Origin of the sequence: Nitrobacter winogradskyi, from assembly GCF_006539545.1 — a bacterium.
Classification (GTDB): Bacteria; Pseudomonadota; Alphaproteobacteria; order Rhizobiales; family Xanthobacteraceae; genus Nitrobacter; species Nitrobacter winogradskyi_A.
On record NZ_BJNF01000082.1, the window covers coordinates 1 to 25,625 of the forward strand.

The window sequence follows — 25,625 nt, forward strand, 5'->3', positions numbered from 1 at the left end:
GCTCTAGCTGCATAGATCAGTTTTCGATTTGCAGAGGCGGAATCATTAGGACTCCTAAGTCATCCGGCAATCGTCCTCTTCAACAACGTGGCGACCCGGCTCAGTTCAATCTCGGTCAGGCTGGCATAGCCGAGCCGAAACGCCTGCGGTGCGTGCGCGGCGTCGAGCACGAATTTGACACCCGACGACACCGCCAATCCGACCTGTGCTGCGTTCGCCGCCCAGGTTTCCGCATCGAGCCCGGCGCGCAGGCGCAGCCACAAAGCGAGTCCGCCCGCCGGCAGATCGAAGGCGACATGTTGGCCAAGCTCGCGACGGATCGTTGCGGCAAACAGATCCCGCCTTTCACCATAGATGCGGCGGGCCTTCCGGGTGTGTCGGCGCAGTTCGCCGTCCTCTATCAAGCTGGCGAGCGCCTGTTCGAGCGGCACATCGCCCTGCCGGTCGATGGCCTCGCGTCGATCGGCCATACGAGTCAGGACGGCTGGCGCGGCAATCGCGTACCCCACGCGCACGGCCGGGGCGAGCAGCTTGGAAAGAGAGCCGAGATAAACCACGCCCTCTGCTTCGGCGCGCGCCGCCAGCGGTAGCACCGGCCGTCCTTCGAAGCGATACTCATGATCGTAATCGTCCTCGATCAGGACGAGCCGCTTGTGACGTGCGAGGTCGAGGAGTTTGAGGCGGCGGCTTGCGCCGAGCGTGACAGTCGTCGGATATTGATGGTGCGGCGTCACATAGATCGCGCGCAGCTCCGGTTCGCGATCAGCGATCGCCGCCAGCCGATCGACATCGATCCCATGCGCGTCCACCGGTACGCCGACCACTCGGGCGCCCGCGGCGCGAAAGGCGGACCAGGCAAGCGGATACCCCGGCTCCTCCACCGCGATCGCTTCGCCCGGCTCAACCAGCGCCGCGGCAGCGAGGTAAAGACCCATCTGGCTACCGCGTGTGATCATCATGTCATCCGCCGAGGCGGTTAGCCCCCGCTCGGAGATGAGGTAGCTTGACAGGGCCGTGCGCAGCCTGATGGTCCCACGAGGGTCGCTGTAATCGCCGCCGCCGACGAAGGCCGGCGACGTCAGAGCAGTTCGGAACGCCCTTGCCAGTTGGGTGGCCGGCATGAGCCGTGCGTCCGGTGCGCCGTCCGAAACGCGCAGCATTGGAGGCGCCGTGCCGCGTCCCACTGGATCGAGTGGCGCCCGGAGCGCAGGCGGCGGAGTTTCGCCACCGGCCGGCTCCGGCAGGTCATTCGCGACGAAGGTCCCCCGCGACGGCCTGGCCACGAGCCAGCCTTGCATGGTCAGTTCCTGATAGGCAGCGTCCACCGTGTTGCGGTGAACCTTGAGACTTGTCGACAGAGCCCGCGTACCCGGAAGCGGATCGCCGGGTTTAAGGCGGCCGCGTTCGATCTCCCGGATGATCGAATAAGCGATGTTCATGAACATCGGTCGTTCGCCGTCACCGGTCAGTTCAAGCTTTAGATCATGGCGCGATCCCAACCGGCCTATCTCCTGTATCAAAACTGGCACTATAAGCTAGGCCGGTTGCCGATATGATAGCAGAGAGAAGGCGCCGCAACCTGTTCGCGCGGTCGCTGCGGAGTTCCATCCCTGCGACGCGAGCCTGCAACGTTGAAGACCGCCGTCGCGATCCGGCGCGTCCACTTCGAAGGCCTGGGAAGCTTCGAGGCGGTGCTGACCTCGGCCGGCTATCCGCGGGAAGATCCTGGACGTGGGCTTCGCCGCCGACCTGCTTCGAGGCGTCGAGGAGCGCGGGCTCGTCCAGCAGGTGGCGATACCGGGATGAATTTGAAAGGAGCCTACAATGAGCACGATGACTGCGCCTAAAGACGAGCTCGTAAAACTGGCCGAAAGCCGGATGAAGGTTGCGATCGCGGAAAATACCTGGACCGATCGCCAAAAGCTCGCTCTGACCTGCCGCATTCTCTTCGAAGGTGGCCACGATTCTGGTCTGGCCGGCCAGATCACCTGTCGCGCTGAAGCGCCAGGAACGTATTACACCCAGCGTCTGGGTCTAGGGTTTGACGAGATCAGCGCGCAGAACCTCCTTCTCGTCGACGAGGATCTTAACGTCCTCGACGGCGGCGGCATGGCCAACCCGGCAAACCGGTTTCACAGCTGGCTCTACCGTGCGCGGCCCGACGTCAACTGCATCATCCATACGCACCCGCTCCATATCGCAGCGCTGTCGACGCTGGAGGTGCCGCTGGTGGTATCCCACATGGACCTGTGTCCGCTGTACGGTGAGGTCGCATTCCTCGAAAAGTGGCCCGGGGTGCCCGTCGGCAACGAGGAAGGCGAGATCATCGCCGAAGCGATCGGTGACAAGAAGGCCATTCTCCTGTCCCATCACGGGCAACTGATCGCCGGGGCCACGATCGAAGAGGCCTGCGTTTTGGCCATGCTGATCGAACGCGCGGCGAAGATGCAGTTGCTGGCCATGGCCGCCGGAGAGATCAAGCCGATCCCGGAGAACCTGGCGCGTGAGGCCCATGACTGGATCTCCAAGCCGAAGCGCCACAGCGCGGCCTTCGACTATTACTCCCGCCGCGTCCTGAACCGTCACAACGACTGCCTGCTCTGAGCTGCCGCGCTCGACTCCCCCTACTATTATAAAGGACAGCTAAATGCCCGATCACGCCATCCATGGCATCATTGGTTACACGATCACGCCCTTCGACGACGAAGGCGGCCTCGATTTGAACGCGCTCGACCTGACCATCGAGCGGATGATCGACGCTGGCGTTCACGCCATTGCGCCCCTCGGCAGCACAGGAGAAGGCGCCTATCTGAGCGAGGAGGAGTGGACTGCCGTCGCCGAACGCAGCGTGAAGACGATCAACGGCCGCGTCCCGGTGATCGTCAGCGTCTCCGATCTAACGACGGCTGGCGTGGTGAGGCGCGCGCGAGCGGCGGAGTCGTTCGGCGCCACTGCGGTCATGGTCCTGCCGACATCGTATTGGAAGCTGCAGGAAGACGAGATCGTCGCGCACTATCAGGCGGTCGGCAAGGCGATCGGCGTTCCGGTTATGCTCTACAACAACCATGCGGTCAGTGGGATCGACATGTCCGTCGATCTGATCCTGCGCATCGTCGACTCCGTGGACAATGTCACGATGGTCAAGGAAAGCACGGGCGACATCCAGCGGATGCATCAACTCTACTTGCGGACCGATGGACAGCTTCCGTTCTACAACGGATGCAACCCACTGGCCCTCGAAGCCTTCGCCGCAGGCGCGGCCGGCTGGTGCACGGCCGCCGCCAATCTGATCGCCGCCGATAACATCGAGCTCTACGAAGCGGCTCGAACAGGGCGCCTCAAGGACGCTCGAGCGTCCTTCTTTCGGCAGCTGCCGTTGCTCGACTTCATTCTCAAGGGCGGTTTGCCCAAGACGATCAAGGCCGGGCTCGACATAGCCGGCGTGCCAGTGGGCGCACCGCGGCTTCCGGTGAAGCCTCTGGACGAGGCAGGCAGAGCGAGGCTCTCGGCCATTCTCGAGACACTGAACTGAATAGCGAAGGGTGGCCAACGTTCCGGTGGAGTTTTTACTCAGCCGAGCCGACTACGGCAATCGGTTGCGGCTATAGCGTCTTCAAGCGAAGTCGAAACCGGTTCGCGTGAAGAAAACGCGTCAAATCAAAAAACTACGTCCTTCACCGCTTCCGTGAAGCGGTGAAGGACCCGAGGCCAGCGGAGCACTCTTCGGGCGATAGGAGTACGGGAAAGTCGCATGTGCCGCTCGATATTCGCCAGCTTCACCACGCCATCGCGGCAGCCGATCATGGTAACCCTACCGCGCAGCGCGCTCACCCTCTGGGGCAGAGGCGGGGGCCCTCAGGCACTCCGGGGCGGCGGCGGGCCCCCCGTTGCGCCGGCCCCCTGCATGGATCGTCTGAGCAGGGCATAGACGCTGCCACCCGAGATTGTCCCCAGCAGATAGAAACCCGCCGCGACCACGGCGAACGGCGCCCGCACGCTAAACCCGAGAAAGTCTACCGCCACGATCTCGCGGTTCTGCACCAGGAAGATCAGCGTGGCGGCCGCGAACAGAACAATGATTGCTGTATGAACCCACCGCATTGTCGTCTCGCTTTCGTACGTGCGGGCACGATGATCTGGATCGCGCGCCCTCCGGAATGGGACTCACTTGGGCACGTCATTCTTGTAGATGGCGCCATCCTTCATGATGACGAGGAAGTTCTTGCCCGGATCTGCGACGAGGTTGATGTTGTCCAGAGGATTGCCATCGACCAGAAGCAGGTCCGCGAGCGCACCCTGTTCCACAACACCGAGCTTGCCCGGATAAGGGTTGCGTTTGCCGGCAAGCGCCAGAAGTTCGGCATTTGTCGACGTCGCCATGACGAGCGCTTCGGCAGGAGTGTACCAGCGGACAAGCGACGCCAGAATGGCCCCCTGTTGCCGCGCCAGCGCGCCCGAGAACAGCACATCGGTGCCCCAAGCCGTCTTGATATTGTACTTCTTCGCCAGCTCGTAGGTTCTGCCTATGCCGGGCCAGACCTCATCCGCCTTGGCGCGCTGGACTGAACCCACCGGAAAGCCCAGCCTCAGGTCCTCGGGGAGCGGCTGCATGCTCAGCCAAATGCCTTTCTCGGCCATCAGTTTGGCGGTTGCGTCGTCCATCAACATGCCGTGTTCGATGCACCTCACACCGGCGGCAATGGACCGCTGGATCGCAGCCGGCGTAAAGGCATGGGCTGCGACGTAGGTCCCCCAGTTCTCGGCTGCTTCGACCGCGGCGCGCAGTTCAGCCTCGGTGAAGGTGGACACGTCGATCGGACTGAAGGGTGACGACACTCCGCCGCCCGCTGTCAACTTGACCTGGGAGGCACCCTGCATGAGTTGCTCCCGAACGCGCAAACGCACCTCGTCAGGGCTGTCCGCGACCATGGCGCCGCCGACCTGCTCCATGCGGGTGAGCATGCCGCCGATCGTTCTTGGCAGATCGGTGCGCTGGCGGAAATCGCCGTGCCCGCTCGTGACGGTGATAACGGCGCCGGATGGATAGACGCGCGGACCCTTGACGATTCCTTCGTCGATAGCGGCCTTAAGTCCGAACACCGGGCCGCCCACGTCGCGAACGGTGGTGAAGCCGCGCATGAGCGTGTCTTTAGCTTCCGCGGCAGCAACGAGATTGACGTAGCCGACGTCACCGAATGACTGTGCCGGAGTCACCCGGATCAGCATTGCGTGCCAATGCGCGTCGATCAGGCCCGGCATCAGGGTGCGTCCGCCGCCGCTGATGATGCGGGTATCCGCTCTGCGATCGACCGCGATGGGCTGGGTCGAGATCGTCTCGATCTTGTTGCCGCGCACCAGAACATTGGAGGGCGCGGAGAGCGCGGCGCTCTTGCCGTCGAAAATGCGCACGTTCTCGAACAACGTGACGGCGCTGCTCGCCGGCGGATTGCCTTGCGCGCGGACGGCGGACGTCAGTCCGACGCTCATGGCCAGGAGCATGGCGACAAGAGCGCGTCGAAACATCAAAGTCATACGATCGTCTCCCGGGCGGACGTGGCATGCTTTCAGATGGCATTTTATTTTATTACGTCGACCTGCGTCGACGATACGCGGTTCCGTCGAGCGGTGCAACGGCGCGCCGGATTGAAAGCGGTTTCGTCGCCGTCAGCTATCCAGCGGCAAGTTCGCCATCGTCGAAAAGAGCCACGAGTTCACCCTTGTCCCATGGCGGCCGGTCATCGACCGTCAGCTTGGCCGGGAGGTCATCGGCCGCGTGCAGGGCGGATCAGTGTCGTGGCAGTTGGGGTGGTCGCGAGGGATCGGGTCTATCATCGTCTTGCACTTGCGGCGTTCTTAACTTCCAGCGACGCAAGGTTCGGGCGTTGAACACGGTTCGGATTTATGTAACCTGAATCATGGCAACCGCTATAGCGCTTTCGAGCGAAGTGGGTACCGGTTCGCGTGAAGAAAAAAGCGTCAAATCAGATTATAGAACGTGGTTCTGATTCCATCAGAAGCGAAAAGGCTCTAAAAGTCGATCCGGCTAAAGGTGCACATTGTTATGAGCTTTTCATTCAAACATTGGCCTGGTTTTTTCAAAGCTGCTTTTGTCATCATCATTGGCGGAGTGATGACCTTGGCGACTTTCTTTCTGGTAGCAGTTTTCGCACCGGAGAAGGTCAGAGCGACGCTCAAGAATATCGGCCGGGCTGGCGAAACAGTGTCAGCCATACTGCCTCCACCTCTGCCGGCCGCGCGGATGCCTTCGAAGGCCTATTGGCTGAAGCAAAATTGGTCAGCGCGCGAGCGCTTCTGGTTCCATCACGCATCTCAAGGCACCGCAACCTTTCCAGTGCCCTATGACTGGTTCGTCTCGCTTGAGCGGGCGGAGCTCGCAGTGTTTTCCACACCTAGGCTGCTGAGCGATGGAGATTATCTGATCCGTTTTGGCTTCATTCCCAGTCCGCGCAAACCTGACAGCAGCGCGTCCGATTTCGGTTACAGCAAGGACACGCTTAATACCAATCCTGCGGACGAACCCGAACAGTTCAAAAATTATCCCGAAAATCCTGATGGGTTACCTGTGGGCTTTGCAAAGCTGGAGAGCGGCGTCGAGCCGGCTACCGGCGAGCCTTATCCCGCTCAACTTGGCTTCACCTGCGCCGCCTGCCACACGGGTCAAATCCGTTATCGGGATGTCGACATTCGCTTTGACGGCGGGCCGGCGATGGTCAATCTCGGGAATCTGGAGTCCGCCATCGGGCTTTCGATTTTTTACACCGTTCACGTTCCCACGCGCTTCAACCGTTTTGCCGATCGCGTCATCGCGCGCGCCGTAAAAGCTGGTGCGCCACCGGCCGATCGCTCCGCATTCAAGGAAGAACTAAAAGAGAAACTGCGACAGACCCTTGATAAGATCAAACGCGAAAGGGATTGGAGCAAGGCGATTCTTGCGCGCGGAAATATGACCTATATCGATGAAGGATTTGGTCGGCTCGATGCCCTCAACCGGATCGGCAATCAAATCTTCTTCTCGAATTTGCTGCCCCCGGTTACCAGGGACAATCAAGCGTTTCCTGAGGTGCTTGCGCGGAATTATGTGCGACCTGATGCGCCGGTCAGCTTTCCGCCCATCTGGGACGTGCCGTGGTTCCTATGGGCGCAATATGATGGCTCGGTCCAGAATGAACTCGTCCGCAATGCAGGGCAGTCGCTGGGCGTGAAGACAAAACTTAACCTGACAGAGCATTCGGATCCAAATCGGCCGCTGTTCAGGTCGTCGATGAAGATGAAGAACATCTTCTGGATTGAGGAAATGCTTCGCGGGCCCGATCCGTTTGCCGATAACGCGCCTGGTCAGGCGCCGGAATTCAAGGGACTGGCTGCGCCCAGATGGAAGGAGGTCGCGGATATATTCGAGAGCGATCCAGCCTGGCGGGTCGACGAGGAGAAAGTGAGAAGCGGTCGACGGCTCTACGCTGAGCTTTGCGTCGAGTGTCATCGCGGTCCCGTGCACGATCCCGAGTTCGACAGGGAGCGGCCCGATCTTTCGTTCTGGCGCGCCGAGAATCCGGATCGAGCTGAGAAGAACTGGGTCACGATCGGTGGTCGCAGGTTTTTCAATGCCGTTGAAAAGCCGGTCGCCGTCATGGGCACTGATCGCCAACAGGCTCGGGTTCTCTCCGAGCGCCAGGTCTATATACCGCCTTCGCTTGGCGTGAATCCAATCAAGCAACTCAACGCGCAGTGGTCCTGCGACCTGCCGCCGAATGACGAAGCGCTCAACGCTTCATTCGCGTTGGCGCTGATGGCGGTGGTCGACAAGTCGATCGACCAATGGTTCAAGGATAATCCGCTACCGGCGGATCAGGAGAGGATCATGCGGGGGGAGCGACGGAACTGCCAAAACAAAAAGACCTTCAAGCCGATTTCGTCTGATAGCGGCAAGCCCGCCAATCCGCCGATCGTCCTGGTGACGCACTATCGCGCACGACCGCTCGACGGTGTCTGGGCCACGGCGCCTTACCTTCACAACGGCTCGGTGCCGACCCTGTATGATATGCTCACCCCGCAGCACCTAAGGCCCCAGGTTTTCTGCGTCGGAAGCCGGGAGTTCGATCCTGTCAAAGTCGGCCTTCCGGTGAAATCTGGTGAAACATGTGCGGCCGGGATCACCCGTTTTGACGTAACCGGACTTGGAAACAGCAATCTTGGGCATTCATTTGAAGGCGCCGAGTCTGACAAGACCAAGCTGCCGAATGGCGTCATCGGACGCGGGCTGACCGATGTCGAACGGGATGCGTTGGTGCAATACTTGAAAACGCTTTAAACTATCTTTGCCGCTGTCGTCACGCGTAACTGCCTCACGCGTGGTTCCTTTTAAATCGCAGATGGCCCGCTACGATATCGACAACTGGCGCTTCTCCATCAATGCCAGCAACCTGTTTGACAAGCATTATGTAGCGGGTTGCTTCGATCTCGTTCAATGCAACGCCGGGCGCGTGCGCACCGTGCTCGGCAGGGTGAGCTATCGCTGGTAGTTGATGGCGTTTACGACGGCGATCCAAAGACAGCGACCGCTCAGAACCGTATGCTGTGCGGGCCGGTGGAATATGTCACGGACCATAGGCACGCTCGCCGTCAGCGCACGTCTGGAGCAGCCATCCATTCTTTGCCCTTGAGCATCGCATGCCAATAGATCGGCGGCAGGATTCTCTCCTTCAGCCACCAGGCTGCCCGGGTCGGCTTCCTGCCGTCCAGAATGAAGGCGGGGAAGCTCGGCAAAAGCTTTCCACCATAGCCGAACTCGGCCAGAACAATTTTGCCGCGCTCGACGGTGAGCGGACATGATCCATAACCATCATAAACAGCCTGCCTGGTGCGAAGACCCAAATCGACGCAGATATTCTCGGCAACAATCGGCGCCTGCTTGCGGGCCGCCGCGGCCGTCTTTGCATTCGGTGCGGAACATACATCGCCGAGAGACCAGATGTTTTCGTATGTGTTGTGACGCAGGGTCCCCTGATCGACGCTGACCCATCCAGCCGCGTTAGCCAGTGGGCTCACGCGGATGAAATCCGGCGCGCATTGAGGCGGCGTCACGTGGATCATGTCGAACGACACTTCGACGGTCTCCGCCGGACCATCGGCCGAGGTCCTGGTGAAGTAAGCTTTTTTTCCCGGACCATCGATAGCGACGAGGTTATGCTGGAATTTCAGCTTTGCATCATATTTCCTGACGTATTCCATCAAGGCGGGAACGTAATCGGCAACGCCGAACAGAACGCCACCCGCGTTATAGAATCCGACATCGATGTCGCGGAGATGACCCTGACGATGCCAATGATCGGCCGACAGATACATCGCCTTTTGCGGTGCGCCGGCGCACTTGATCGGCATCGGCGGCTGCGTGAACACCGCGTTTCCTGATCTCATGGAGCGGACGAGTTTCCAGGTATAGGGCGCGAGATCGAAGCGATAGTTGGAGGTCACGCCGTTGCGGCCCAACGTTTCGGTCAATCCATCAACTCTTTCCCAATCGAGTTTCAGGCCGGGGCAGACGACGAGACGGCTATACTTTACGAGGCGACATCCTTCCAGAATGACGGCGTTCTCGGCCGGCTCGAATGCGGTGACCGCGGCTTTGATCCAGGTGACGCCGGAGGGAACGACCGACGCCATCGTATGGACGGTTGACGTTGCGTCGAAAATGCCGGCGCCGACCATGGTCCATCCGGGCTGGTAGTAGTGAATGTCGGCGGGATCGATGACGGCGATGTCGAGATCGGGCGCGCGCGCCAGGAGACTTGACGCGCAGGCGATGCCGGCGGCGCCGCCGCCGACAATGACAACGTCATAGCTTGCGTCGGCCAGATGTGTCGGGGTTCTGCCACCGTTAGCGATCCTCCGCACGATGCCGGACATATCGTAGCCGGCTGCCTTGGCAGCGCCGAGCAGCGCGGGGAGGGGTTGCGTGGATGCATTCGCCAAACACCAAAGCGAAATGGAGCGTGTTCCTGTACGGCAGAATGCCAGGGTCGGCTTCGGCAGGCTCTTTAATGTCTGCGCGAATTGCACGGCGTCATCATCCGACATCTTGCCGGCAACGACCGGCTGATGGACGAATTCGAGTCCATGGCTGAACGCTGCCGATTCCAGTTCCCGAGCCGACGGCTGATCGGCGGCCTCGCCGTCAGGCCGGTTGCAGATGATCGAACGGAAACCAGCCTGCTTCAGCGCGGCCATATCCTGCGGCATGACCTGTGCCGACACGCTCAGTTCATCGGATAGTTTCTTCGTATCCATGCGTTTTCCTTCTCTCTCATATCCGGCTGGTGGTCCCGCCCTTAGAGCGTGTTGATAGGTACCTTCAGAAAGGTCTTTCCGCTCTCGTCCGACTCGGGCAGATGTCCGGCGCGCATGTTGACCTGAAGCGACGGCATGATGAGGCGCGGCATCGAAAGCGTCTCGTCGCGGGCTTCGCGCGTTTGCACGTAGCTATCCTCGCTGATTCCGTCGCGCACATGGATATTGTGCTTCCGCTCTTCGCGGACAGTCGTTTCCCATCGAATTTCGCGGCCGTCAGGCCCGTAATCGTGGCACAGGAACAACCGTGTTTCGGGCGGCAGTGTTTCCAGGAGTTTCCGAATGGAGCGATAGAGCGTGCGGGCATCGCCCCCCGGAAAGTCCGCCCGCGCCGTACCTGCGTCAGGCATGAACAACGTATCGCCGGTGAAGGCCGCGTCTCCGATGACGTGGGTCGTGCAAGCCGGCGTATGTCCCGGAGTATGCAGGACAAGCGCGGTCATACTGCCGATCGAATAGGTATCGCCATCCTTGAACAGTCGGTCGAATTGACTGCCGTCGCGCTTGAACTCCGTGCCTTCGTTGAAAATTTTTCCGAAGGTCTCCTGCACGGTCAGGATGTGTTCACCGATGCCGAGCTTGCCGCCAAGCTGCTGCTGGATGTACGGCGCAGCCGAAAGATGATCGGCGTGTGCATGGGTTTCGATGAGCCAATCGACCTGCAACCCGTTGCGACGGATATAGGCAACGATCAGATCCGCTGATTTGTAGCTGATGCGGCCAGCGGCGTAGTCGATGTCCATGACGGAATCGATAACCGCGCAGGACGGAGACGACGGATCCCTGACGACATAGCTGATGGTGTTGGTCTCGGGATCGAAGAACGGAGTAACCTCGGGCTTAACCTGAGTATCGATCGGATAGCTCATTGTGGGACTCCCTAGGTCAGGCGGGCATGGGACAGTCTTCATCCTCAACGGCCGAGCAGAGCAGATGGCAGGCGGTCAAGATCGGGCAGGAGGGATTTCAGGGTCTCTGCCTGCTCCCCGATTCTCGTGGCGGAGACCCAGGTCCCCAAGGCGCTTGAGGGCCGCATAACCATCTCCGTCAGCTATCAATTACATAATTATATATTTTATACACTGTAAATATGAAACTGATAGGGGTCAAGCGGGCCTTCAATCATTGTGCAACGTGATATTACGGTTTCAATAATTAGATAATTATGTAAGTGTTTTGGGCTGAATTGTCATTCGACAGGAAACCTCCAGGTGGCCCTATGTCCCTTTTGAAGAACGATGAGACGCCTCGTCTCACTCCTTCTCCATTCCCCTTGCGGATGGGGGATGCCGCCCCCGACTTCGAAGCCAGATCCACGAAGGGTCCGATCCGGCTTTCCGACTACAGAGGCCGGTGGCTCGTGTTCTTCTCGCACCCGGCGGACTTTACGCCTGTATGCACCACGGAATTTGTCGCGCTGGCCAAAGCGCAGGACCGCTTCGCCGCGCTGGACTGTGCTCTGCTTGGTCTTTCGGTCGACAGTCTTTATTCGCACCTCGCCTGGACCCTGACGATCACGGAACTGTTCGCGGTGGAGATTCCATTTCCGGTGATCGAGGACCCATCAATGATGGTAGGCCGCGCCTACGGCATGATCGACGAAGCCGCCGAGAACAGCGCGAGCGTGCGGGCAACTTATTTCATAGATCCCGAAGGCGTCATTCGCGCGATTACCCACTATCCGCTGACGATCGGCCGTTCGATTGATGAGATGGTGCGGATGGTGGCGGCGCTGCAGGCAACCGCGTCGAGCCAGAAGTTGGCGCCCGCCAACTGGCAGCCCGGAGAACCGCTGCTCTTGCCTGCCGATGAAAAAACGCAAAAGGATGCCGACTGGTTCTGCCGGAGCGTAACATGAGCGCCTTATGGCAATCCCGCGAGCAGGCGGATTTTGCAGCAGACAGATTGCGCAAATTCGCTCAACCTCAACGCCTGATGATCCTGTCGCTGCTGCGGGAAGGCGAGAAGTCGGTGACGGAAATCGATGCGGCGACCGGGATCGGACAGCCTGCGCTCAGCCAGCAACTCGCGGAACTCCGTAAGGCCGAACTCGTCACCACACGACGACAGGCAAAGCAGATCTATTACAGTCTGGCTCATGAGTCAGTGGCGCTTTGCGTTCGCAGCATCGAGGCTGTCTTCAATGCCGAGAATCCGGAACAGGCATTGTTGAACGCCGTGAGGCACGATTTCCGTCCAGCGTGTGAAGACGTCGTTCATGGAGCGGCGAATTTCGCGCGGCTTCGTTAGAGTCTGACTCAACATAGTTGAAACAGACTCATTGTCTGGCCGCGTTTTCTTGCGGCGAACCGGAATGGCCGGCGTGCAGATTTCGAGTGGCGGAGCCACCGGTCTCTGACTGCATGCTCCCCCTGATCCCTGAACGTCATAAGCGAGGGTGACTTCCTCAAATGCGTATCGCGCACCCGTCCGTTATTGCGATCGGATGACCGTTCGAAGCGGTGGTGGCGTCATGGCAACCGTGTGCTACTGGTTGATCTCGGGTCCCACCAGTCTTGCAAGCTTGTCGAGAGAGTCCTGCCAGCCAAGATAACAGCCCTCGGGCGGGATTACATCCGGCACGCCCGTTTGTTCGATGTTGATCTCAGTGCCGACCGATACTGCCTTCAAGGTCACGGTCACGCGCATCTCGCCGGGCAGGTTCGGATCGTCGAAGCTGTCGGTGTAAACGAGACGCTTGTTCGGCACGAGTTCAACATAGGTACCGCCGAAGCTATGGTTCGCGCCGGTGGTGAAATTACGAAAGGACATCCGGTGTCTGCCGCCGACCTTCGCTTCCAGTTCCTGGACAGTACATAGGAAGCCGTAGGGCGGCAGCCAGCTTGCGACGGCATCGCTCTCCACAAAGGCGCGATAGACCTTCTCCGGTTTAGCGGCGATGACGCGGTGAAGTCGGATCGTGCTGGGCATGGTTCTCTCCTCGCGGTTCGGCAACCTGTCAGCGTTGCTTGCAAATCTCAGGCGGAGCGCATCCGGCCTGCGCGCGGCCGGTCAAAGACAAAGGCGCAACCGCGTGGTGGAAACGACATCTGCGTTGCGTTTTGTGCCAGTTCATCGCGTCGCTTTCATGATCACCCCACACATGCTCGCATGTCGTTCGACGAATGTATGTCGATCGATTTCTCTAGAACCAATCTAAATAATTACGGTTGCGGCGGAATTTCAAAGGCCATACGCCTGATGCGACGGTCGCGGCACCGGTGACAGCGTGCCGGCCTCTCAAACTCGCGCAATTCGCGTCGGCATCATGGTTCGTTCGAGGTTCGCATCCAACCTGGTTCATCGGCTTCCGTTGGCTGGATTTTCCGGCCGCGCGAAGGTCGTCGGCGTGTGCCGTGCGGGGCGCCGATGACGTGGGATCTGCAAAAGCTGTTCATCCGGCATGCGCGGGAGATCGATCGCTTTCTCCGCCGCCGCGGCCACAATGCCGAGACGGCCGCCGATATTACCCAGGATACGTTCCTGCGCGTGCTGGCCTCGCCGCCGGGCGAGGCCCGGACCAACCACAATCCGAAAGCCTACCTCTATCAGGTATCGCGCAGCCTCAGCATCAATCACCTTCGCCGCGAAAGCCTGATACAGACGACTGATCTCAATGAGGCGGGCGCTATCGCCGATCCAACGCCGTCAGCCGAGAAGATCATCTATTCACGGCAATGTCTGGCGCAGACGCGCAAAGCTCTCGCCGAATTGCCGGAGCGCACCCGGATGGCCTTTGAGATGCACCGGCTCGGCGACAAGACCATCCAGGAAGTGGCCGACGAACTGGGCGTCTCGACCAGCCGGGCCTGGAAGCTGATCCGGAATGGCTATCGGCATCTCCTGACGCGGGTGGACGATTTCTGAGTTTTTTTCGTCTCTCGCGTGAAATTCGACGCTGCCCGTTTGTATTAGAGCATGATCCCGAAAAGTGGAAACCGGTTTTCGGAGAAGATCATGCTCAAACAAAAGATAAGCGACAAGTCTGATTCAACGCGGTTGAATCGGATTCAATGCAGTTGAAATAGACTCTAGAAGGGTAGACGCGATTCTCGACGCATCTCGCCGCCTCTCGAAGGAATATGAATGAGCCAGCCCGGGCCAGATCAGTATCGCCTGATGGATGAAGCGATCGATCTCGTCATCCGCTTGCAGAACGACCCCGGCAATCCGGTCGCGACCGAGATGGTGAAGGTCTGGCGGTCGCGGAGCCCGGAGCATGAACGCATCTGGGCGCGGGTGGCCAAGGTTCACGGCGCTTCCGGCAAGATCCTGACCCAGCGCCGCAAGACTGAACGTCGCGAGAAACTGGGACTGACGCGGCGTAATCTCGTGATCGGCGGGATCATCGGCCTTGGAACCGCAGGCGCCGGCTATTCAATCCTGCCCGAGATGCTGCTTCGCGGCCGGGCCGACCATATCACCGCCAAGGGCGAAATCCGCAGCGTCACGCTTGAAGACGGCAGCGTGGTGACGCTCGGGCCGGATAGCGCCATTGCAGTGGATTTCACCACCCAGCTTCGCCGTGTTCAGCTTCTGGCCGGCATGTCGTTCTTCGACGTCGCGGCCGAACCGAAGCGAGCCTTCACCGTGCAGGCGGCGGAGTTGACGGCAACGGCGCTTGGTACGGCCTTCGACGTTGCCAATGATGCCGGCATGCTCTCGATCTCGGTCGATCATGGCGTCGTCGAAGCGCGGGCGTCGGGTTCGGCGATCGCGGCAGGCACGAAGCTTTCCGCCGGAGAATGGGTGACGTTCGATAGCGCGACCTATGCGATCGAGCGCGGATCGCGCGAAGCGGGTCAGATCGCGTCGTGGCGCGACAATCTGATCATGGCCGAGAAGGAGGCGGTCTCGGCGCTGGTGGCGCGCATCGGTCGCTGGATTCCGGGGCGGATCGTCATGGCCGATCCCTTCATTGGTTCGCAGCGGGTGAGCGGAATCTTTGATTTGACTAATCCTAAGCGGGCGCTTGAAGCCGTCGTGCATCCGGCCGGCGCCCATGTCCGGCAGGTCTCGTCCTATCTGACGGTGATTTCCCCCATCTAAAAAAAGTTTCGCGAGCAGGTAAAAAAAATCGACCCCGATTGTATCAGCTATAGGGGCTGGCGCCGTCCAAGCATTTTGACGCCGCGAGCCCTCCTGACGAGACAATTGGGGTGGCAATGGTTATGGGGTACGCGGCTCGGGCGTTTTCTGGCAAGGCCGGCATCGGCAGGGTGCTGGCATCAGCGTTGATGATGAGCACGGCGATGATCGCCGGCGTCGTCGTGACCGGCGGCGACGCCTGTGCGCAGGGCGCGGCGCAGACGTCGTTCAATGTGCCGGCCGGTCCGCTCGGTCGGGCGCTGACGGCATTCGGCCGGCAGGCCGGCCTGCAAGTGACTTATCTGACAAGCATCGGGACCGGAAAGACGTCGCCGGGTATTTCAGGCCCGGCCACGCGCGAGCAGGCGCTTGCGCGCATCCTTCAGGGCACGGGGCTGAGCTACCACTTCACCAACGCCACTACTGTTGCGATCTCGCAGCCGGCGGCCGCTGGCGGCGCTGGCGCGGCTCCATCAGGCGCGATCTCGCTTGATACGATCGATGTACAGGGCGAGACCGCGTGGGGGCCGGTGAACGGTTTTGTCGCCAGCCGCAGCGCCACCGCCACCAAGACCGATACACCGATCATCGAGGTGCCGCAGTCGATCTCCGTCGTCACGCGCGACCAGATGCAAACGCGGCAGGTCCAGTCGCTGCCCGAAACGCTGAGATACACAGCCGGTGTCCATGCCGAGATGGGCGGCAATCAGACCGACTTCGCAGTTGCGATGAGAGGGTTTAATGCGGGGGGAACGTATCTAAATGGGCTGCGCACGCTCAATAATCACAGTGTGGATCCTTATGGTCTGGAGCGCGTAGAGGTGATGCGCGGACCAGCCTCGGTTCTTTATGGCCAGGGTCAGCCCAGCGGAATAATCGGCCTTGTCACCAAGCGTCCTACCGAAAAAGCTCTCCACGAAGTGCAACTTCAGGGCGGCAACTTCGGCCGGAAGGGTGGCGCCTTCGATTTTGGTGGCCCAGTGACGAGCGACAACACGCTGCTCTATCGCTTCACCGGCCTGATACGCGAAAGCGGCAACGGCATCGACTTCTCGAACGACCAACGTACTTTCCTGTCCGGCGCTGTCACTTGGCGCCCGACCGCCGCGACAGAGATCACGGCTTTCAGCGTCTATCAGAAAACCGATTTTCGAGCGAACTATGGCCTTCCAGCACAAGGAACGGTGTTGCCAAATCCGAACGGACGAATCCCGATCACGCGCTTTATCGGTGAACCTAATGTCAGTCAACGCAATGCGGAAATGGCTGTTGTCGGGTACAATCTTGAGCATCGCGCTACAGACAGTGTGATATTCAGACAGAACTTGCAGTACTCCCATGAGGGTTACAACACAGATGATATCGCGCCGTCGGGTCTTCAAGCAGACCTTCGTACGCTCAACCGTGAAGCGTATCGCAGTCGCTTTAGTTGGGACACGTTTGCGATCGACAACCAGGCCGAGTTGAAAGCCACCACCGGTGTCTTGCATCATACCGTGCTGTTCGGCGTCGACTATCGATGGCGGAAAAGCACCGAGACAGCTACATATGACGGCGTTGTTGGCCCACTCGATGTTTTTGCACCGGTCTATGGTTCACCTGTTTTTATCCCTGCTGATAATTACGGACCCCGGCAGAATCAAAATTTCACCGGCATCTACCTTCAGGATCAGATCAAGCTCGACCGCTGGATTTTGACTCTCGGCGGCCGCCACGATTGGGCGGACTCTAAGACTACGAACATCTTCAATCCCAACGGCACGGTTACCAGTCAGAATGATAGCGCCTTCACCAAGCGAGCCGGGCTCGGTTACGAGTTCGACAGCGGGGTGGTCCCTTACATCAGCTATGCAGATTCCTTCTTGCCAATTTCCGGGACAACGTTTGACGGGACACCATTCAAGCCGGAGTCCGGCGTGCAGTACGAGGCAGGCATCAAGTACCAGCCCAAGGACATGAATTTGCGTATGACGGCCGCAGTTTACGATTTGAAGCGGCAGAACGTCACGACGCCGGACCCCGATCATCCCGGAAGGTCCATCCAGACCGGCGAGGTCACCTCGCGCGGCTTCGAGTTCGAGGCGGTCGCCAGCCTGACCAGCAATCTCAACCTGACCGCAGCCTATGCCTATAACGATGCGCGAGTCACCAGGAGCAACGGCGCCAATCTGGGCAAACGGCCGGTGACCATGCCGCCTCATGTTGCGTCTCTGTGGGCCGACTACACCATCCGCGAGGGCGCCCTGAACGGGCTCGGACTCGGCGGCGGTGTACGCTACGTCTCGGCTAGCGCGGGAGACTCTTTGAACACGTTCTATGCGCCCGCCTATACGGTGGTGGACGCGATGGCCCGCTACGACATCGACAACTGGCGTGTCTTGATCAACGTCAGCAATCTGTTCGACAATCAGTATGTCGGTGGGTGCTTCTCTCCTGTTCAATGTAACGTCGGACGTGTTCGCACCGTGATAGGCACCGTAACCTATCGCTGGTAACCGGCGTTGTTGCGCGGCCGCACGCGCCGCGCGCATCACGCCGTTTTTGATTGACAGCATTTTCTTCGCGCCAACCGGATTCCACTCGGCCGGAAAATGCTCTAAATCCGGTTATGACAACGAGCGAGGCAAGAACGTCGCCGCTGCGTATCCTGTTGTCCGAGGGATCGAGCACGTCGGCGCGCGAGGCGATCACAATTCTCGGGATGCAGGGGCATCATGTCGAGGTGTGCGATCCCGATCCGCGCTGCTTTGGACGCTTCTCGCGGTTCGTTCGGCGATTTCATCGCTGCCCGGGTCTTGGCGTCGATCCGGCCGGCTATGTCACCTTCGTGCGGGCGCTTCTGGCGAGGCGGCCTTTTGATGTGCTGCTGCCGATCCATGAGCAGGGATACGCGCTTTCGAAAATACGCGAGGCGATCGAGAAGCATGTCGCCGTCGCCCTGCCGGCGCACGCCGCCTATCAGCAGGCGCACAGCAAGGCTTCCTTCAGTCGCCTCCTCAGCGGCCTCGACCTGCCGCAGCCGCGCACGCTGCTCGTCAGGACCAGCGAGGACGTGCTGGCGCTCGATCGTTTTCCGCTGATCCTGAAAGCCGCGACCGGCACGGCGAGCCGGGCGGTGTGGCCGGTGAAGGGACCGCGCGAGCTTGCGGCCGCGGTCAGGGAACTCGCGCGATGCGACGCATTCGCCGACGACGTGGTCGCACAAGAGTTCATCGACGCGCCCGTGGAACATGCGCAGGCGGTGTTCGACCGAGGACAACTGTTGGGCATGCACGCTTACCGGCAGATTGCCCGTGGCGCGGGAGGCGGGGATGCGGTGAAGGAAAGCGTCGATCGCCCGCTGGTGCGGGAGCATCTGACGCGTATCGGCAGGCGCCTCGACTGGCACGGCGCATTGTCGGTGGACTATCTGACGCCGGGTGCTAACGACGTGCTGTACATCGATTGCAATCCGCGCCTGGTCGAGCCGATGAATGCTCTGCTCGCCGGGCACGACCTGTTGAGCCTGCTCCTGCGGGTGACGCGGGGAGTCTCGCCGGAGGCGCTGGTTCCGGGCCGCGCGGGCGTGCGCACGCATCTGGCCCTGCAGGCCTTGCTCGGATGCGCCATGCGGTCTGGGTCGAGGCTGGAACTGTTGCGCGAATGCCGGCATTTGCTGATGCGAACGGGCGTTTACCGGGGCAGCCAGGAGGAACTGACGCCTCTGCGCATCGATTGGCCGAGCGTCATTCCCACCGTGTTTGCCGCCGCCTTGCTACTCGTCCGGCCGGGCGCGGCGGAGCGCCTTGTGAGCAAGGGCTGGGGGGATCATTTGTTGAATCCGGAAAGCATTCGGATCATTGAAGGTTGGAACGGCCCGCCGGTGTAGTATCTTCATCACAGGGTCGATCTCCTTGGAGCTGCGTACGTGAAATCCATAACGCTGCAACCTCGCGCCAGAACGGCGCTTACCGGCCGTCGCCCGATACTTGTCACAGGTGGAAATGGATTCATCGGACAACATCTGGTTGCGGCGCTGCGCCGCCGGCACGGCGTCGTCCGCGTCCTGGATCTGCAACCGCCGCCACCCGGACCCATGCCGGAATTCATCCAGGGAACGATCCTGGATCCGCACGACGTGCGGCGCGCTCTGGACGGCGTGGATACCGTGTATCATCTGGCGGCGATCTCGCATCTGTGGACGGCGAACCCCGCCGATTTCGAGCGTGTGAACCAACATGGCACCGAACTCATGCTCGCGGCGGCACGCGAGAGAGGGGTGCGCAACATCGTCCACTGCTCCACCGAAGCGATCCTGTTTCCTTACCGCAGGGGCGGGGTAACGATGCCGCAACGCGCGGAAGACATGCCGGGGCCCTATACGCGATCGAAATTCATGGCCGAACAGATCGCGCGGGAGGCGGCGGCCGATGGGCTGCGTGTCGTGATCGCCAATCCCACCGTTCCCATCGGGCCCGGCGATCACAACTTTACCGAGCCGACGCGGATGCTCGAACTGTTCGCGCGCAAATCGCCGCCGATGGTGCTGGACTCGATGCTGAACCTCGTGGACGTGCGGGACGTCGCGACCGGCCTCATCCTGGCCGGAGAGCGCGGCCGGGCGGGAGAACGCTATATTCTCGGCGGCGAAAATGTCAGCGTGCGCGAACTCGTGCGGCGGGTGGGCAGCCTGTGCGGCCGCAGCACCAACGTGCATGCGTTGCCGGCTTCCCTGGCGCTTGCGATCGGGGCGGCGTCCGAATGGTTCGAAGGCCAGGTGATCCAACGCACGCCGCGTGTTTCGATCGAGGCGGTGCGCATCGCGTTGCGCTCGATCCCGCTGAACACACGAAAGGCGGAGACCGAGCTCGGCTATCTGCCTCGCCCGATCGACGGCGCGCTCACCGACGCCATCGCCTGGCTCACGCGCCGTGAGGCGGATGCGGCCGAGCCGCGGGTCTCGGCGTAGAGTCTTTCACCTCTTCACGGAAACGGTGAAAGACTCTCTTCATGTTCTGACGCGTTCTCGTCACGCGAACCGGTTTCCGCTTCGCTCGAAACGCTATGGAGCTTGATCCCGAAAAGCGGCGCCGGCTTTCGGATAAGATTATCCTCTAAAAACTTGCCCGCGCGGTCAGCATGAAATTTCGCGGCGTGCCGTAGAAATTTCCACCCCAGGGATTGCTCTCCGTCACATAGTAATACTTCTTGTCGAAGACGTTGTTGACGTTGAGAGCCAGCGACCAGTTCTTGCTGATGTCGTATTGTACGAGCAGATCGACCACCGCGCGGCCCGGCTCGGTAAAATCAAAGGGTGTCTCGGGGCCATCGTAAGCCCCGTTGTTGAATGTCCTTATGAATCCCCTCTGATAGTACGAGCTTTGTGCCGTCACGCCGCCGCCGACTTTAAGACCTTCAAGCTGGCCCGGAAACGCATAAGTTGTCCATAATTTGAAAAGGTGTTTTGGCGTGATGGTGCTGTAGACGCCACCCTCCGCCTGGTTCTGGTTGTCGTTGAAGGTATAGCCGGCATGAACCCGCCAGCGATCGACGATCTCGCCGCTGACCTCGACATCCACACCCTGACTCATGATGCGACCGCTTCCGAGATAACAGCAGTCGGTGCCGAAATTACCGGGAGTGGGCGGATATGCCATATCGCGTATTGCCTGGCCGTTGCGCTTGATATGATACAGCGCGAGCGATGTATTCAGGCGGCCGTCGAGCATACTTCCCTTGACGCCAACTTCATAAGTACGCCCGGTGACGGGACCGAGCGGCGTGCCTGGCGGCGGCCCCTGAAAGCTGCCTCCCTGCGGCATATAGGTTTCGGCAAAGCTGGCATAGGCCGTCCATCGCTCCGACAGATCGTAAACCAGGCCCAGATAAGGGGTGAAAATGCCCTTGTCCTCGTACCTTGTTAGAATCGTGTCAGTGACAGCGCCGGTGTTGCGATTGAGGATATCCACGGCTCCGTCGAAATTATACCAGCTCACCCGCCCTCCGAGGATCATTTTGAGAGGTTCTGCAAGCTGGGCTACGAGTGATCCGTACACTCCCTTCTGGACGATCTTGTTCCGGGTGTCGGATACCGGAAGGTAGGGAAGAGTTGAAATATTGTCGAACGGGTCATACTCGAAGATGTTCGGCGACAGCGTGATATTGGAATTGCGGAGTCTCGTTGCAATATGCTGGTCGCGCTTGTTGATATTGGCTCCCAAAGTCACCTTGTGTTCACCGCCGAGCAGACGGAATGAGCCTTTCAGCACGGCGTCGAGCGTGTCCTGTGTTTCGTCCAGATCGAAGTCTCTGTCCCTGAACGTTCCAGGTCCCGTGCCGGTGAGCGGGTCGATATAGGAGGCCCACGACATGTCGCGGCGGTTATTGTTGCTTTTTGCGCGCGATGCTTCGACGCCCATGGTCCAGTCCGATCCGAGGTGCTGATCGATTCGGACGAAGTGTCTGGTGTTATTCCTCAGCCAGCGATCATCGGGGCCGCCGAGGTAGTAGTTGCGCGGAAGACCGATATCGGCGCCATTCGAATAGCGCGGAAGACCGAAAAGATTAAATCCATCGAAGTTCTGGCGCAGCACATTGCTGCCTACGGTCAGCATCGTGCTGTCGGTGACATCCGCCTCGACGATGCCGTAAAGCATGTGCTTTTTGCTTTTGGCGTATTTATAGAAGTACTTCCGGTCCTCGAAGGCGCCAACAAGACGCGCGCGAACGCTGCCGTTTTCGGTGACCGCGCCGCCGACATCCAGGTCGCTTCGGTAGTTGTCCCAACTGCCGCCGCTGACCGCGGCATTCGCGTGAATCTGCTTGGTCGGCTTCTTGCGGACAAAATTGATGACGCCGCTTGGTTCACCCGATACGCCATAGAGGGCGTCGGACCCGCGCATGACCTCGACGCGATCGAACATGGCGAGATCCATGCCTGACACGTTGAGGCCATCTGTACCCGCAGAGCCATATATCGGACTGTTGCCGTCGATCTGGTAACTCGTGATCTGGAAGCCGCGGGAATAGAAGGCGGCGCTGTTGGTGGATTGCTGCATAACCGTGATGCCGGGGGTGCGTTCCATCGCATCCTCCACCGTCAGCAACCTCTGATCCTGAAGGCGCTGGTGCGTCATCACCGTGACAGTTTGCGGCAATTCCCGGAGTGTCTGATTCTTGCCGAATGAAGATCGGCTGGTGGTGTAGGAGTTGGTGCCTTCCGTCCTTCCGGGATCGCTCGACGGTACTCCCTCCACATCGATCGTATCGAGCGCGATCGCGCCGGCGGGCGCCGCGCCGGTGGCCGCGCCACTGGACGGCGCCGCGATCGAGACGGTTCGTGAATCAGGGAACGAATATGTGAGTCCAGTGCCTTGAAGGATTCTCGCAACGGCTTGCGCTGGCGACACGGCGCCGCTGACGCCGGGAGATGATTTGCCTGCCGCGATCGCGGGAACATAAACAATCTGGAGACCGCTCTGGCGTCCGAATTCCGCCAACACGCGGTTCAGGGAGCCGCCGGGGATCGAATAGGATGTCTGGGCGGACTGCGCGCCGGCCGGTGTCGATCGCAGCAAAGACACACCCGTCATCGCCGTCGACGCCAGCAAAACCGCTCCAATGCTGGCGCCAAGACGTCCCCGCGCGGTGCGACCGGAAAATTTCAACCCCATGATCAAGCCACCTTGAATGCTTCGACAGGGCTGCTGAAACGCGCCCCTAATTTTGCATACGAACGGGGCTTCGCCGTTTTCCTAGTCTCGTCAAAAAAATTCAGATCGGGGAAATCAACGTGAGATATGAGCCGATCACCCGGACGCGTCCGCCGAATGGATGCACGAGAGCCCTGAGCGCGCGAGGCGGATCGGCGACGTCAAACACGCCGCTGACGCGCTGCGTGCCGAGACCGGGATCGACGACGACGGTGCGACCGGGCTGCCAGCGGCTGATCTTGGAAATGATCGACGAGACCGGCTCATCCTCGGCGAAAAGCTGTCCGGTACGCCACGCGGCAATCTGGTCGGGCCCGCGCGTGCCGCGCTTGCTGGTCCCATCGCGTTCATCGAACGCCACCCATTGCCCGGCTGACAGGCGGGTGGCTTCGATGTCCGCCGCCGTGGATGTGACCTCCACCGTGCCGCGGTCGACCGAGACTGACCTATAGCCCGCGCCATCGCTGACCTCGAACGCGGTGCCGAGCGCGGTCGTCACAAGCTGGGCGACCGAGACCCGGAAGGGCCGCGCTGGATCGCTTGTCACATCAAAAAACGCCATGCCCTGGAGCAAACGGATCGATCGCTGTTCTTCGCTGAACTGCACTGCCAGCGCTGTGTCCGGCCCCATCGTCGCGACGCTTCCATCCGCGAGATCAACACGGCGGACCTGCCCCGTGCCGGTGGTGTAATCCGCTTTCGCCTCGACCAGAAGACCCGGCAAGGTCGCATAACCGGCAGCCGCGCCCGCGCCGACCAGTCCCGCGATGACCAGCGAGCGCCGGGTGATGCCTGCGGCTGCTTTCTTCCCGGCGTCACGTTCATCGGTGATGATCTTGACCATCATGCCGTGAATTTCAGCGACTTCGGCCCATATGCTTTCGTGCTCCAGGCTTCTCAGGCGCCACTCCCGGATCATCCTGCGCGGAACGGGATTGTCGGGATCGTTCTTCAGCCGGATCATCAGATCGGTGGCTTCCATGAACAGCCGATCCTCTTCGGACATTTCGTCGGTCATGAACACGCCTTCAGGGATAGGGCAGGGTACGTCTGCGCTCCACGGTTCCATACTAAAGAATACGAACGGGAGCGGACGTTTTTCCCTCGGGTCGCGTGCTAACCTTCCGCCTCGCGAAGGCGATCGCGGACATGACGGTAGGCGCCGCGAATCAGGACCCAGGCTCGGGTGGTGGACACACCAAGCTCCCGAGCCACGGTTGCGATGCCTTTTTCGCCGAGATGGTGCATCTCGAAGGCGCGACGTGTCCTTTCAGGCAGTTCCCGCAAGGCGGCGGCGGAAATCGCCAGCCGCTGCCGGTCAAACACGATTGTCTCCGGAGACGGCATGTCGTCGGGAATAGCCTCGAACTCGGCATCCGTCAGCGCGACCTGCGGCGCGCACCGCTCGCGCCGGATCTGATCGATATGCAGGTTGCGAGAGGCGCGGAAAAGAAAGGCGCGGGGATTATCGCATTTCGTCTGGTCCGGCCGGCCTGCGGTGAGAAGCCTCAGGAAGGCCTCCTGAGTGAGGTCGGCCGCGTTCTCCGGACTGACGCCTCGCCGTCGCAACGCGTTCGCGATCTCCTTCGAGTGTCGCATAAACAACGTGTGAAAATCCCAAGGCATCAGTCGCTCGCCTCCGTTCGACACGAAGCAAAACGCTTGGGGGTGAGCAGCAGGCTATTCTGATGGCCCGAAATCACGCGACCGTTGCGGATCACAGCGAGAAGGCAGGACGGACGCGGAACTGCGAGGCAATACCTGCTCCCTTGCCACTCGCACTGATGCGTCACCGTCCCGTTCACATTGGTCTCCAAACCACGCGGATTGCGGCGAGCCGGGTCAACCGCCATTGCCATCCCTGACGGTGGCCATAGCGGCGGAATACTTCTTGCGCAAACTCAATGATTTAGAATGGGTTTAAGAGCGGCCCCCGGAAAGACAGGCGGCGTCATCTCCCGTTTGCATCATTCTGATAACGCACTCATTTCCCAAGCTGTTATTCCTGTCACGAGCGAAAGGCTTCCGAGCGCGTTTTTCGATCATCTGCTGGAGGTTGCATGGCGAATACCTTTCCACATGGCACTGTCCACAAGGCAGGCGATGATCTTCAGGCAGCCTTGCGATCAGATCCGAAAGTCTTTGCGTTGTGGGAAAGCCTGACGCCGCTCGGTCGCAATGAATTCATCTGCTGGGTGGAGGACGCAAAGCAGCCGCGAACACGCCAGCGTCGCATCGAGCGAACCCGCGACGAACTATTGGAGGGCAAGAAACGCCCCTGCTGCTGGGCGGGCTGCATCCATCGCGCCGATAAGGCGCCAAGCCGATGGCAACAGGCGATCTTGATCGATCAGAAGCGGAAGAAGAGGTCGTAAAGCGGCTTCAGTGAATGCGCCGCACCAGATCCCGGCTTGCGCCGGGCATCTGGCGAACGAGCAAGCTCCATGCGCTTTTGGGGGGCGGCGCGGCCTTAGAGCGGCC

At 60.4% G+C, this 25,625-nt stretch carries 22 protein-coding genes and 1 pseudogene; 14 read left to right on the forward strand and 9 right to left on the reverse strand.

The features are described 5' to 3' along the window. Positions 1 to 59: 59 nt before the first annotated feature. The gene (gene pdxR / locus NWI01_RS14510; protein WP_141384670.1) at positions 60 to 1,499 is read right to left on the reverse strand and encodes a MocR-like pyridoxine biosynthesis transcription factor PdxR; all 1,440 of its coding nucleotides are present in this window, start codon (positions 1,497 to 1,499) and stop codon (positions 60 to 62) included. Between the two features lie 325 nt (positions 1,500 to 1,824). Here pdxR and NWI01_RS14520 point away from each other — a divergent pair, with 325 nt between their 5' ends. Then, entirely contained in the window at positions 1,825 to 2,604 is a 780-nt protein-coding gene (locus NWI01_RS14520) for an aldolase (protein ID WP_141384672.1), read from the forward strand. Between the two features lie 43 nt (positions 2,605 to 2,647). Beyond that, positions 2,648 to 3,532 (forward strand): dihydrodipicolinate synthase family protein, encoded by an 885-nt coding sequence (locus NWI01_RS14525; RefSeq protein ID WP_141384675.1) that lies wholly within the window; start codon positions 2,648 to 2,650, stop codon positions 3,530 to 3,532. A 323-nt stretch (positions 3,533 to 3,855) separates the two neighbouring features. Here the strand turns inward: NWI01_RS14525 and NWI01_RS14530 are convergent, their stop codons facing one another. Then, positions 3,856 to 4,101 carry a hypothetical protein gene (locus NWI01_RS14530; RefSeq protein ID WP_141384677.1) on the reverse strand — a complete coding sequence of 82 codons (246 nt, stop codon included), beginning with the start codon at positions 4,099 to 4,101 and terminating at the stop codon, positions 3,856 to 3,858. Positions 4,102 to 4,164: 63 nt separating this feature from the next. Further along, positions 4,165 to 5,487 (reverse strand): metal-dependent hydrolase family protein, encoded by a 1,323-nt coding sequence (locus NWI01_RS14535; RefSeq protein WP_141384713.1) that lies wholly within the window; start codon positions 5,485 to 5,487, stop codon positions 4,165 to 4,167. 181 nt (positions 5,488 to 5,668) lie between these two features. On the opposite strand from NWI01_RS14535, the pseudogene NWI01_RS14540 reads away from it, so the two are divergent. The 4 genes and pseudogenes from NWI01_RS14540 to NWI01_RS18995 form a co-directional block, all read left to right on the forward strand. Further along, positions 5,669 to 5,857 (forward strand): annotated as a pseudogene (locus NWI01_RS14540) (DUF3363 domain-containing protein); the annotation flags it as partial. Positions 5,858 to 5,961: 104 nt separating this feature from the next. Then, positions 5,962 to 6,363: a hypothetical protein gene (locus tag NWI01_RS14545; protein WP_141384680.1), complete on the forward strand. Its 402-nt coding sequence runs from the start codon at positions 5,962 to 5,964 to the stop codon at positions 6,361 to 6,363. A gap of 34 nt (positions 6,364 to 6,397) precedes the next feature. Further along, entirely contained in the window at positions 6,398 to 8,329 is a 1,932-nt protein-coding gene (locus NWI01_RS14550) for a di-heme-cytochrome C peroxidase (RefSeq protein WP_141384682.1), read from the forward strand. Between the two features lie 61 nt (positions 8,330 to 8,390). Further along, the gene (locus tag NWI01_RS18995) at positions 8,391 to 8,540 is read left to right on the forward strand and encodes a hypothetical protein (RefSeq protein WP_181410502.1); all 150 of its coding nucleotides are present in this window, start codon (positions 8,391 to 8,393) and stop codon (positions 8,538 to 8,540) included. 100 nt (positions 8,541 to 8,640) lie between these two features. Here NWI01_RS18995 and NWI01_RS14555 read toward each other — a convergent pair whose 3' ends face one another. Continuing rightward, positions 8,641 to 10,305, reverse strand: coding sequence for a bifunctional protein tyrosine phosphatase family protein/NAD(P)/FAD-dependent oxidoreductase (locus NWI01_RS14555; protein WP_141384685.1), 1,665 nt, complete (start codon positions 10,303 to 10,305; stop codon positions 8,641 to 8,643). A gap of 41 nt (positions 10,306 to 10,346) precedes the next feature. Then, positions 10,347 to 11,234 carry an MBL fold metallo-hydrolase gene (locus NWI01_RS14560; RefSeq protein WP_141384687.1) on the reverse strand — a complete coding sequence of 296 codons (888 nt, stop codon included), beginning with the start codon at positions 11,232 to 11,234 and terminating at the stop codon, positions 10,347 to 10,349. Between the two features lie 410 nt (positions 11,235 to 11,644). Here NWI01_RS14560 and NWI01_RS14565 point away from each other — a divergent pair, with 410 nt between their 5' ends. Both NWI01_RS14565 and NWI01_RS14570 read left to right on the forward strand, forming a co-directional pair. Beyond that, positions 11,645 to 12,223, forward strand: coding sequence for a peroxiredoxin (locus NWI01_RS14565; protein WP_244613786.1), 579 nt, complete (start codon positions 11,645 to 11,647; stop codon positions 12,221 to 12,223). Beyond that, positions 12,220 to 12,615 (forward strand): ArsR/SmtB family transcription factor, encoded by a 396-nt coding sequence (locus tag NWI01_RS14570; RefSeq protein WP_141384692.1) that lies wholly within the window; start codon positions 12,220 to 12,222, stop codon positions 12,613 to 12,615. Before NWI01_RS14565 ends, NWI01_RS14570 begins: the two co-directional genes overlap by 4 nt. Positions 12,616 to 12,852: 237 nt before the next feature. Here NWI01_RS14570 and NWI01_RS14575 read toward each other — a convergent pair whose 3' ends face one another. After that, positions 12,853 to 13,296 carry an SRPBCC family protein gene (locus tag NWI01_RS14575; protein WP_141384695.1) on the reverse strand — a complete coding sequence of 148 codons (444 nt, stop codon included), beginning with the start codon at positions 13,294 to 13,296 and terminating at the stop codon, positions 12,853 to 12,855. A gap of 438 nt (positions 13,297 to 13,734) precedes the next feature. Between NWI01_RS14575 and NWI01_RS14580 the strand changes: the two genes are divergently transcribed. The 5 genes from NWI01_RS14580 (at position 13,735) to NWI01_RS14600 (ending at position 20,401) form a co-directional block, all read left to right on the forward strand. Beyond that, positions 13,735 to 14,232 (forward strand): RNA polymerase sigma factor, encoded by a 498-nt coding sequence (locus NWI01_RS14580; RefSeq protein WP_141384697.1) that lies wholly within the window; start codon positions 13,735 to 13,737, stop codon positions 14,230 to 14,232. 219 nt (positions 14,233 to 14,451) lie between these two features. After that, complete coding sequence (locus NWI01_RS14585; protein ID WP_141384699.1) at positions 14,452 to 15,414, forward strand: FecR family protein; 963 nt, start codon at positions 14,452 to 14,454, stop codon at positions 15,412 to 15,414. Between the two features lie 122 nt (positions 15,415 to 15,536). Next, positions 15,537 to 17,948 carry a TonB-dependent siderophore receptor gene (locus tag NWI01_RS14590; protein WP_244613787.1) on the forward strand — a complete coding sequence of 804 codons (2,412 nt, stop codon included), beginning with the start codon at positions 15,537 to 15,539 and terminating at the stop codon, positions 17,946 to 17,948. Between the two features lie 113 nt (positions 17,949 to 18,061). Then, positions 18,062 to 19,321: a hypothetical protein gene (locus tag NWI01_RS14595; RefSeq protein WP_141384702.1), complete on the forward strand. Its 1,260-nt coding sequence runs from the start codon at positions 18,062 to 18,064 to the stop codon at positions 19,319 to 19,321. A gap of 39 nt (positions 19,322 to 19,360) precedes the next feature. Further along, positions 19,361 to 20,401 (forward strand): NAD-dependent epimerase/dehydratase family protein, encoded by a 1,041-nt coding sequence (locus tag NWI01_RS14600; RefSeq protein ID WP_141384703.1) that lies wholly within the window; start codon positions 19,361 to 19,363, stop codon positions 20,399 to 20,401. A gap of 145 nt (positions 20,402 to 20,546) precedes the next feature. On the opposite strand, the gene NWI01_RS14605 is transcribed toward NWI01_RS14600, so the two are convergent. The 3 genes from NWI01_RS14605 to NWI01_RS14615 form a co-directional block, all read right to left on the reverse strand. Next, a complete protein-coding gene (locus NWI01_RS14605; protein WP_141384705.1) occupies positions 20,547 to 23,105 on the reverse strand; it encodes a TonB-dependent siderophore receptor in 2,559 nt (852 codons plus the stop codon). Between the two features lie 100 nt (positions 23,106 to 23,205). Then, positions 23,206 to 24,162 carry a FecR family protein gene (locus NWI01_RS14610; RefSeq protein ID WP_141384707.1) on the reverse strand — a complete coding sequence of 319 codons (957 nt, stop codon included), beginning with the start codon at positions 24,160 to 24,162 and terminating at the stop codon, positions 23,206 to 23,208. 98 nt (positions 24,163 to 24,260) lie between these two features. Beyond that, positions 24,261 to 24,770 carry an RNA polymerase sigma factor gene (locus tag NWI01_RS14615; RefSeq protein ID WP_141384710.1) on the reverse strand — a complete coding sequence of 170 codons (510 nt, stop codon included), beginning with the start codon at positions 24,768 to 24,770 and terminating at the stop codon, positions 24,261 to 24,263. A 434-nt stretch (positions 24,771 to 25,204) separates the two neighbouring features. On the opposite strand from NWI01_RS14615, the gene NWI01_RS14620 reads away from it, so the two are divergent. Next, positions 25,205 to 25,519: a YdeI/OmpD-associated family protein gene (locus tag NWI01_RS14620; RefSeq protein ID WP_141384712.1), complete on the forward strand. Its 315-nt coding sequence runs from the start codon at positions 25,205 to 25,207 to the stop codon at positions 25,517 to 25,519. Positions 25,520 to 25,625 lie beyond the last annotated feature (106 nt).

Coding starts and splice junctions, on each gene's coding strand:
- NWI01_RS14520 (WP_141384672.1), top strand. CDS start 1,825: ATGAGCACGATGACTGCGCCTAAAGACGAGCTCGTAAAACTGGCCGAA.
- NWI01_RS14525 (WP_141384675.1), top strand. CDS start 2,648: ATGCCCGATCACGCCATCCATGGCATCATTGGTTACACGATCACGCCC.
- NWI01_RS14530 (WP_141384677.1), bottom strand. CDS start 4,101: ATGCGGTGGGTTCATACAGCAATCATTGTTCTGTTCGCGGCCGCCACG.
- NWI01_RS14535 (WP_141384713.1), bottom strand. CDS start 5,487: ATGAGCGTCGGACTGACGTCCGCCGTCCGCGCGCAAGGCAATCCGCCG.
- NWI01_RS18995 (WP_181410502.1), top strand. CDS start 8,391: ATGGCCCGCTACGATATCGACAACTGGCGCTTCTCCATCAATGCCAGC.
- NWI01_RS14555 (WP_141384685.1), bottom strand. CDS start 10,305: ATGGATACGAAGAAACTATCCGATGAACTGAGCGTGTCGGCACAGGTC.
- NWI01_RS14560 (WP_141384687.1), bottom strand. CDS start 11,234: ATGAGCTATCCGATCGATACTCAGGTTAAGCCCGAGGTTACTCCGTTC.
- NWI01_RS14565 (WP_244613786.1), top strand. CDS start 11,645: ATGGGGGATGCCGCCCCCGACTTCGAAGCCAGATCCACGAAGGGTCCG.
- NWI01_RS14570 (WP_141384692.1), top strand. CDS start 12,220: ATGAGCGCCTTATGGCAATCCCGCGAGCAGGCGGATTTTGCAGCAGAC.
- NWI01_RS14575 (WP_141384695.1), bottom strand. CDS start 13,296: ATGCCCAGCACGATCCGACTTCACCGCGTCATCGCCGCTAAACCGGAG.
- NWI01_RS14580 (WP_141384697.1), top strand. CDS start 13,735: ATGACGTGGGATCTGCAAAAGCTGTTCATCCGGCATGCGCGGGAGATC.
- NWI01_RS14585 (WP_141384699.1), top strand. CDS start 14,452: ATGAGCCAGCCCGGGCCAGATCAGTATCGCCTGATGGATGAAGCGATC.
- NWI01_RS14590 (WP_244613787.1), top strand. CDS start 15,537: ATGGGGTACGCGGCTCGGGCGTTTTCTGGCAAGGCCGGCATCGGCAGG.
- NWI01_RS14595 (WP_141384702.1), top strand. CDS start 18,062: ATGACAACGAGCGAGGCAAGAACGTCGCCGCTGCGTATCCTGTTGTCC.
- NWI01_RS14605 (WP_141384705.1), bottom strand. CDS start 23,105: ATGGGGTTGAAATTTTCCGGTCGCACCGCGCGGGGACGTCTTGGCGCC.
- NWI01_RS14610 (WP_141384707.1), bottom strand. CDS start 24,162: ATGACCGACGAAATGTCCGAAGAGGATCGGCTGTTCATGGAAGCCACC.
- NWI01_RS14615 (WP_141384710.1), bottom strand. CDS start 24,770: ATGCCTTGGGATTTTCACACGTTGTTTATGCGACACTCGAAGGAGATC.
- NWI01_RS14620 (WP_141384712.1), top strand. CDS start 25,205: ATGGCGAATACCTTTCCACATGGCACTGTCCACAAGGCAGGCGATGAT.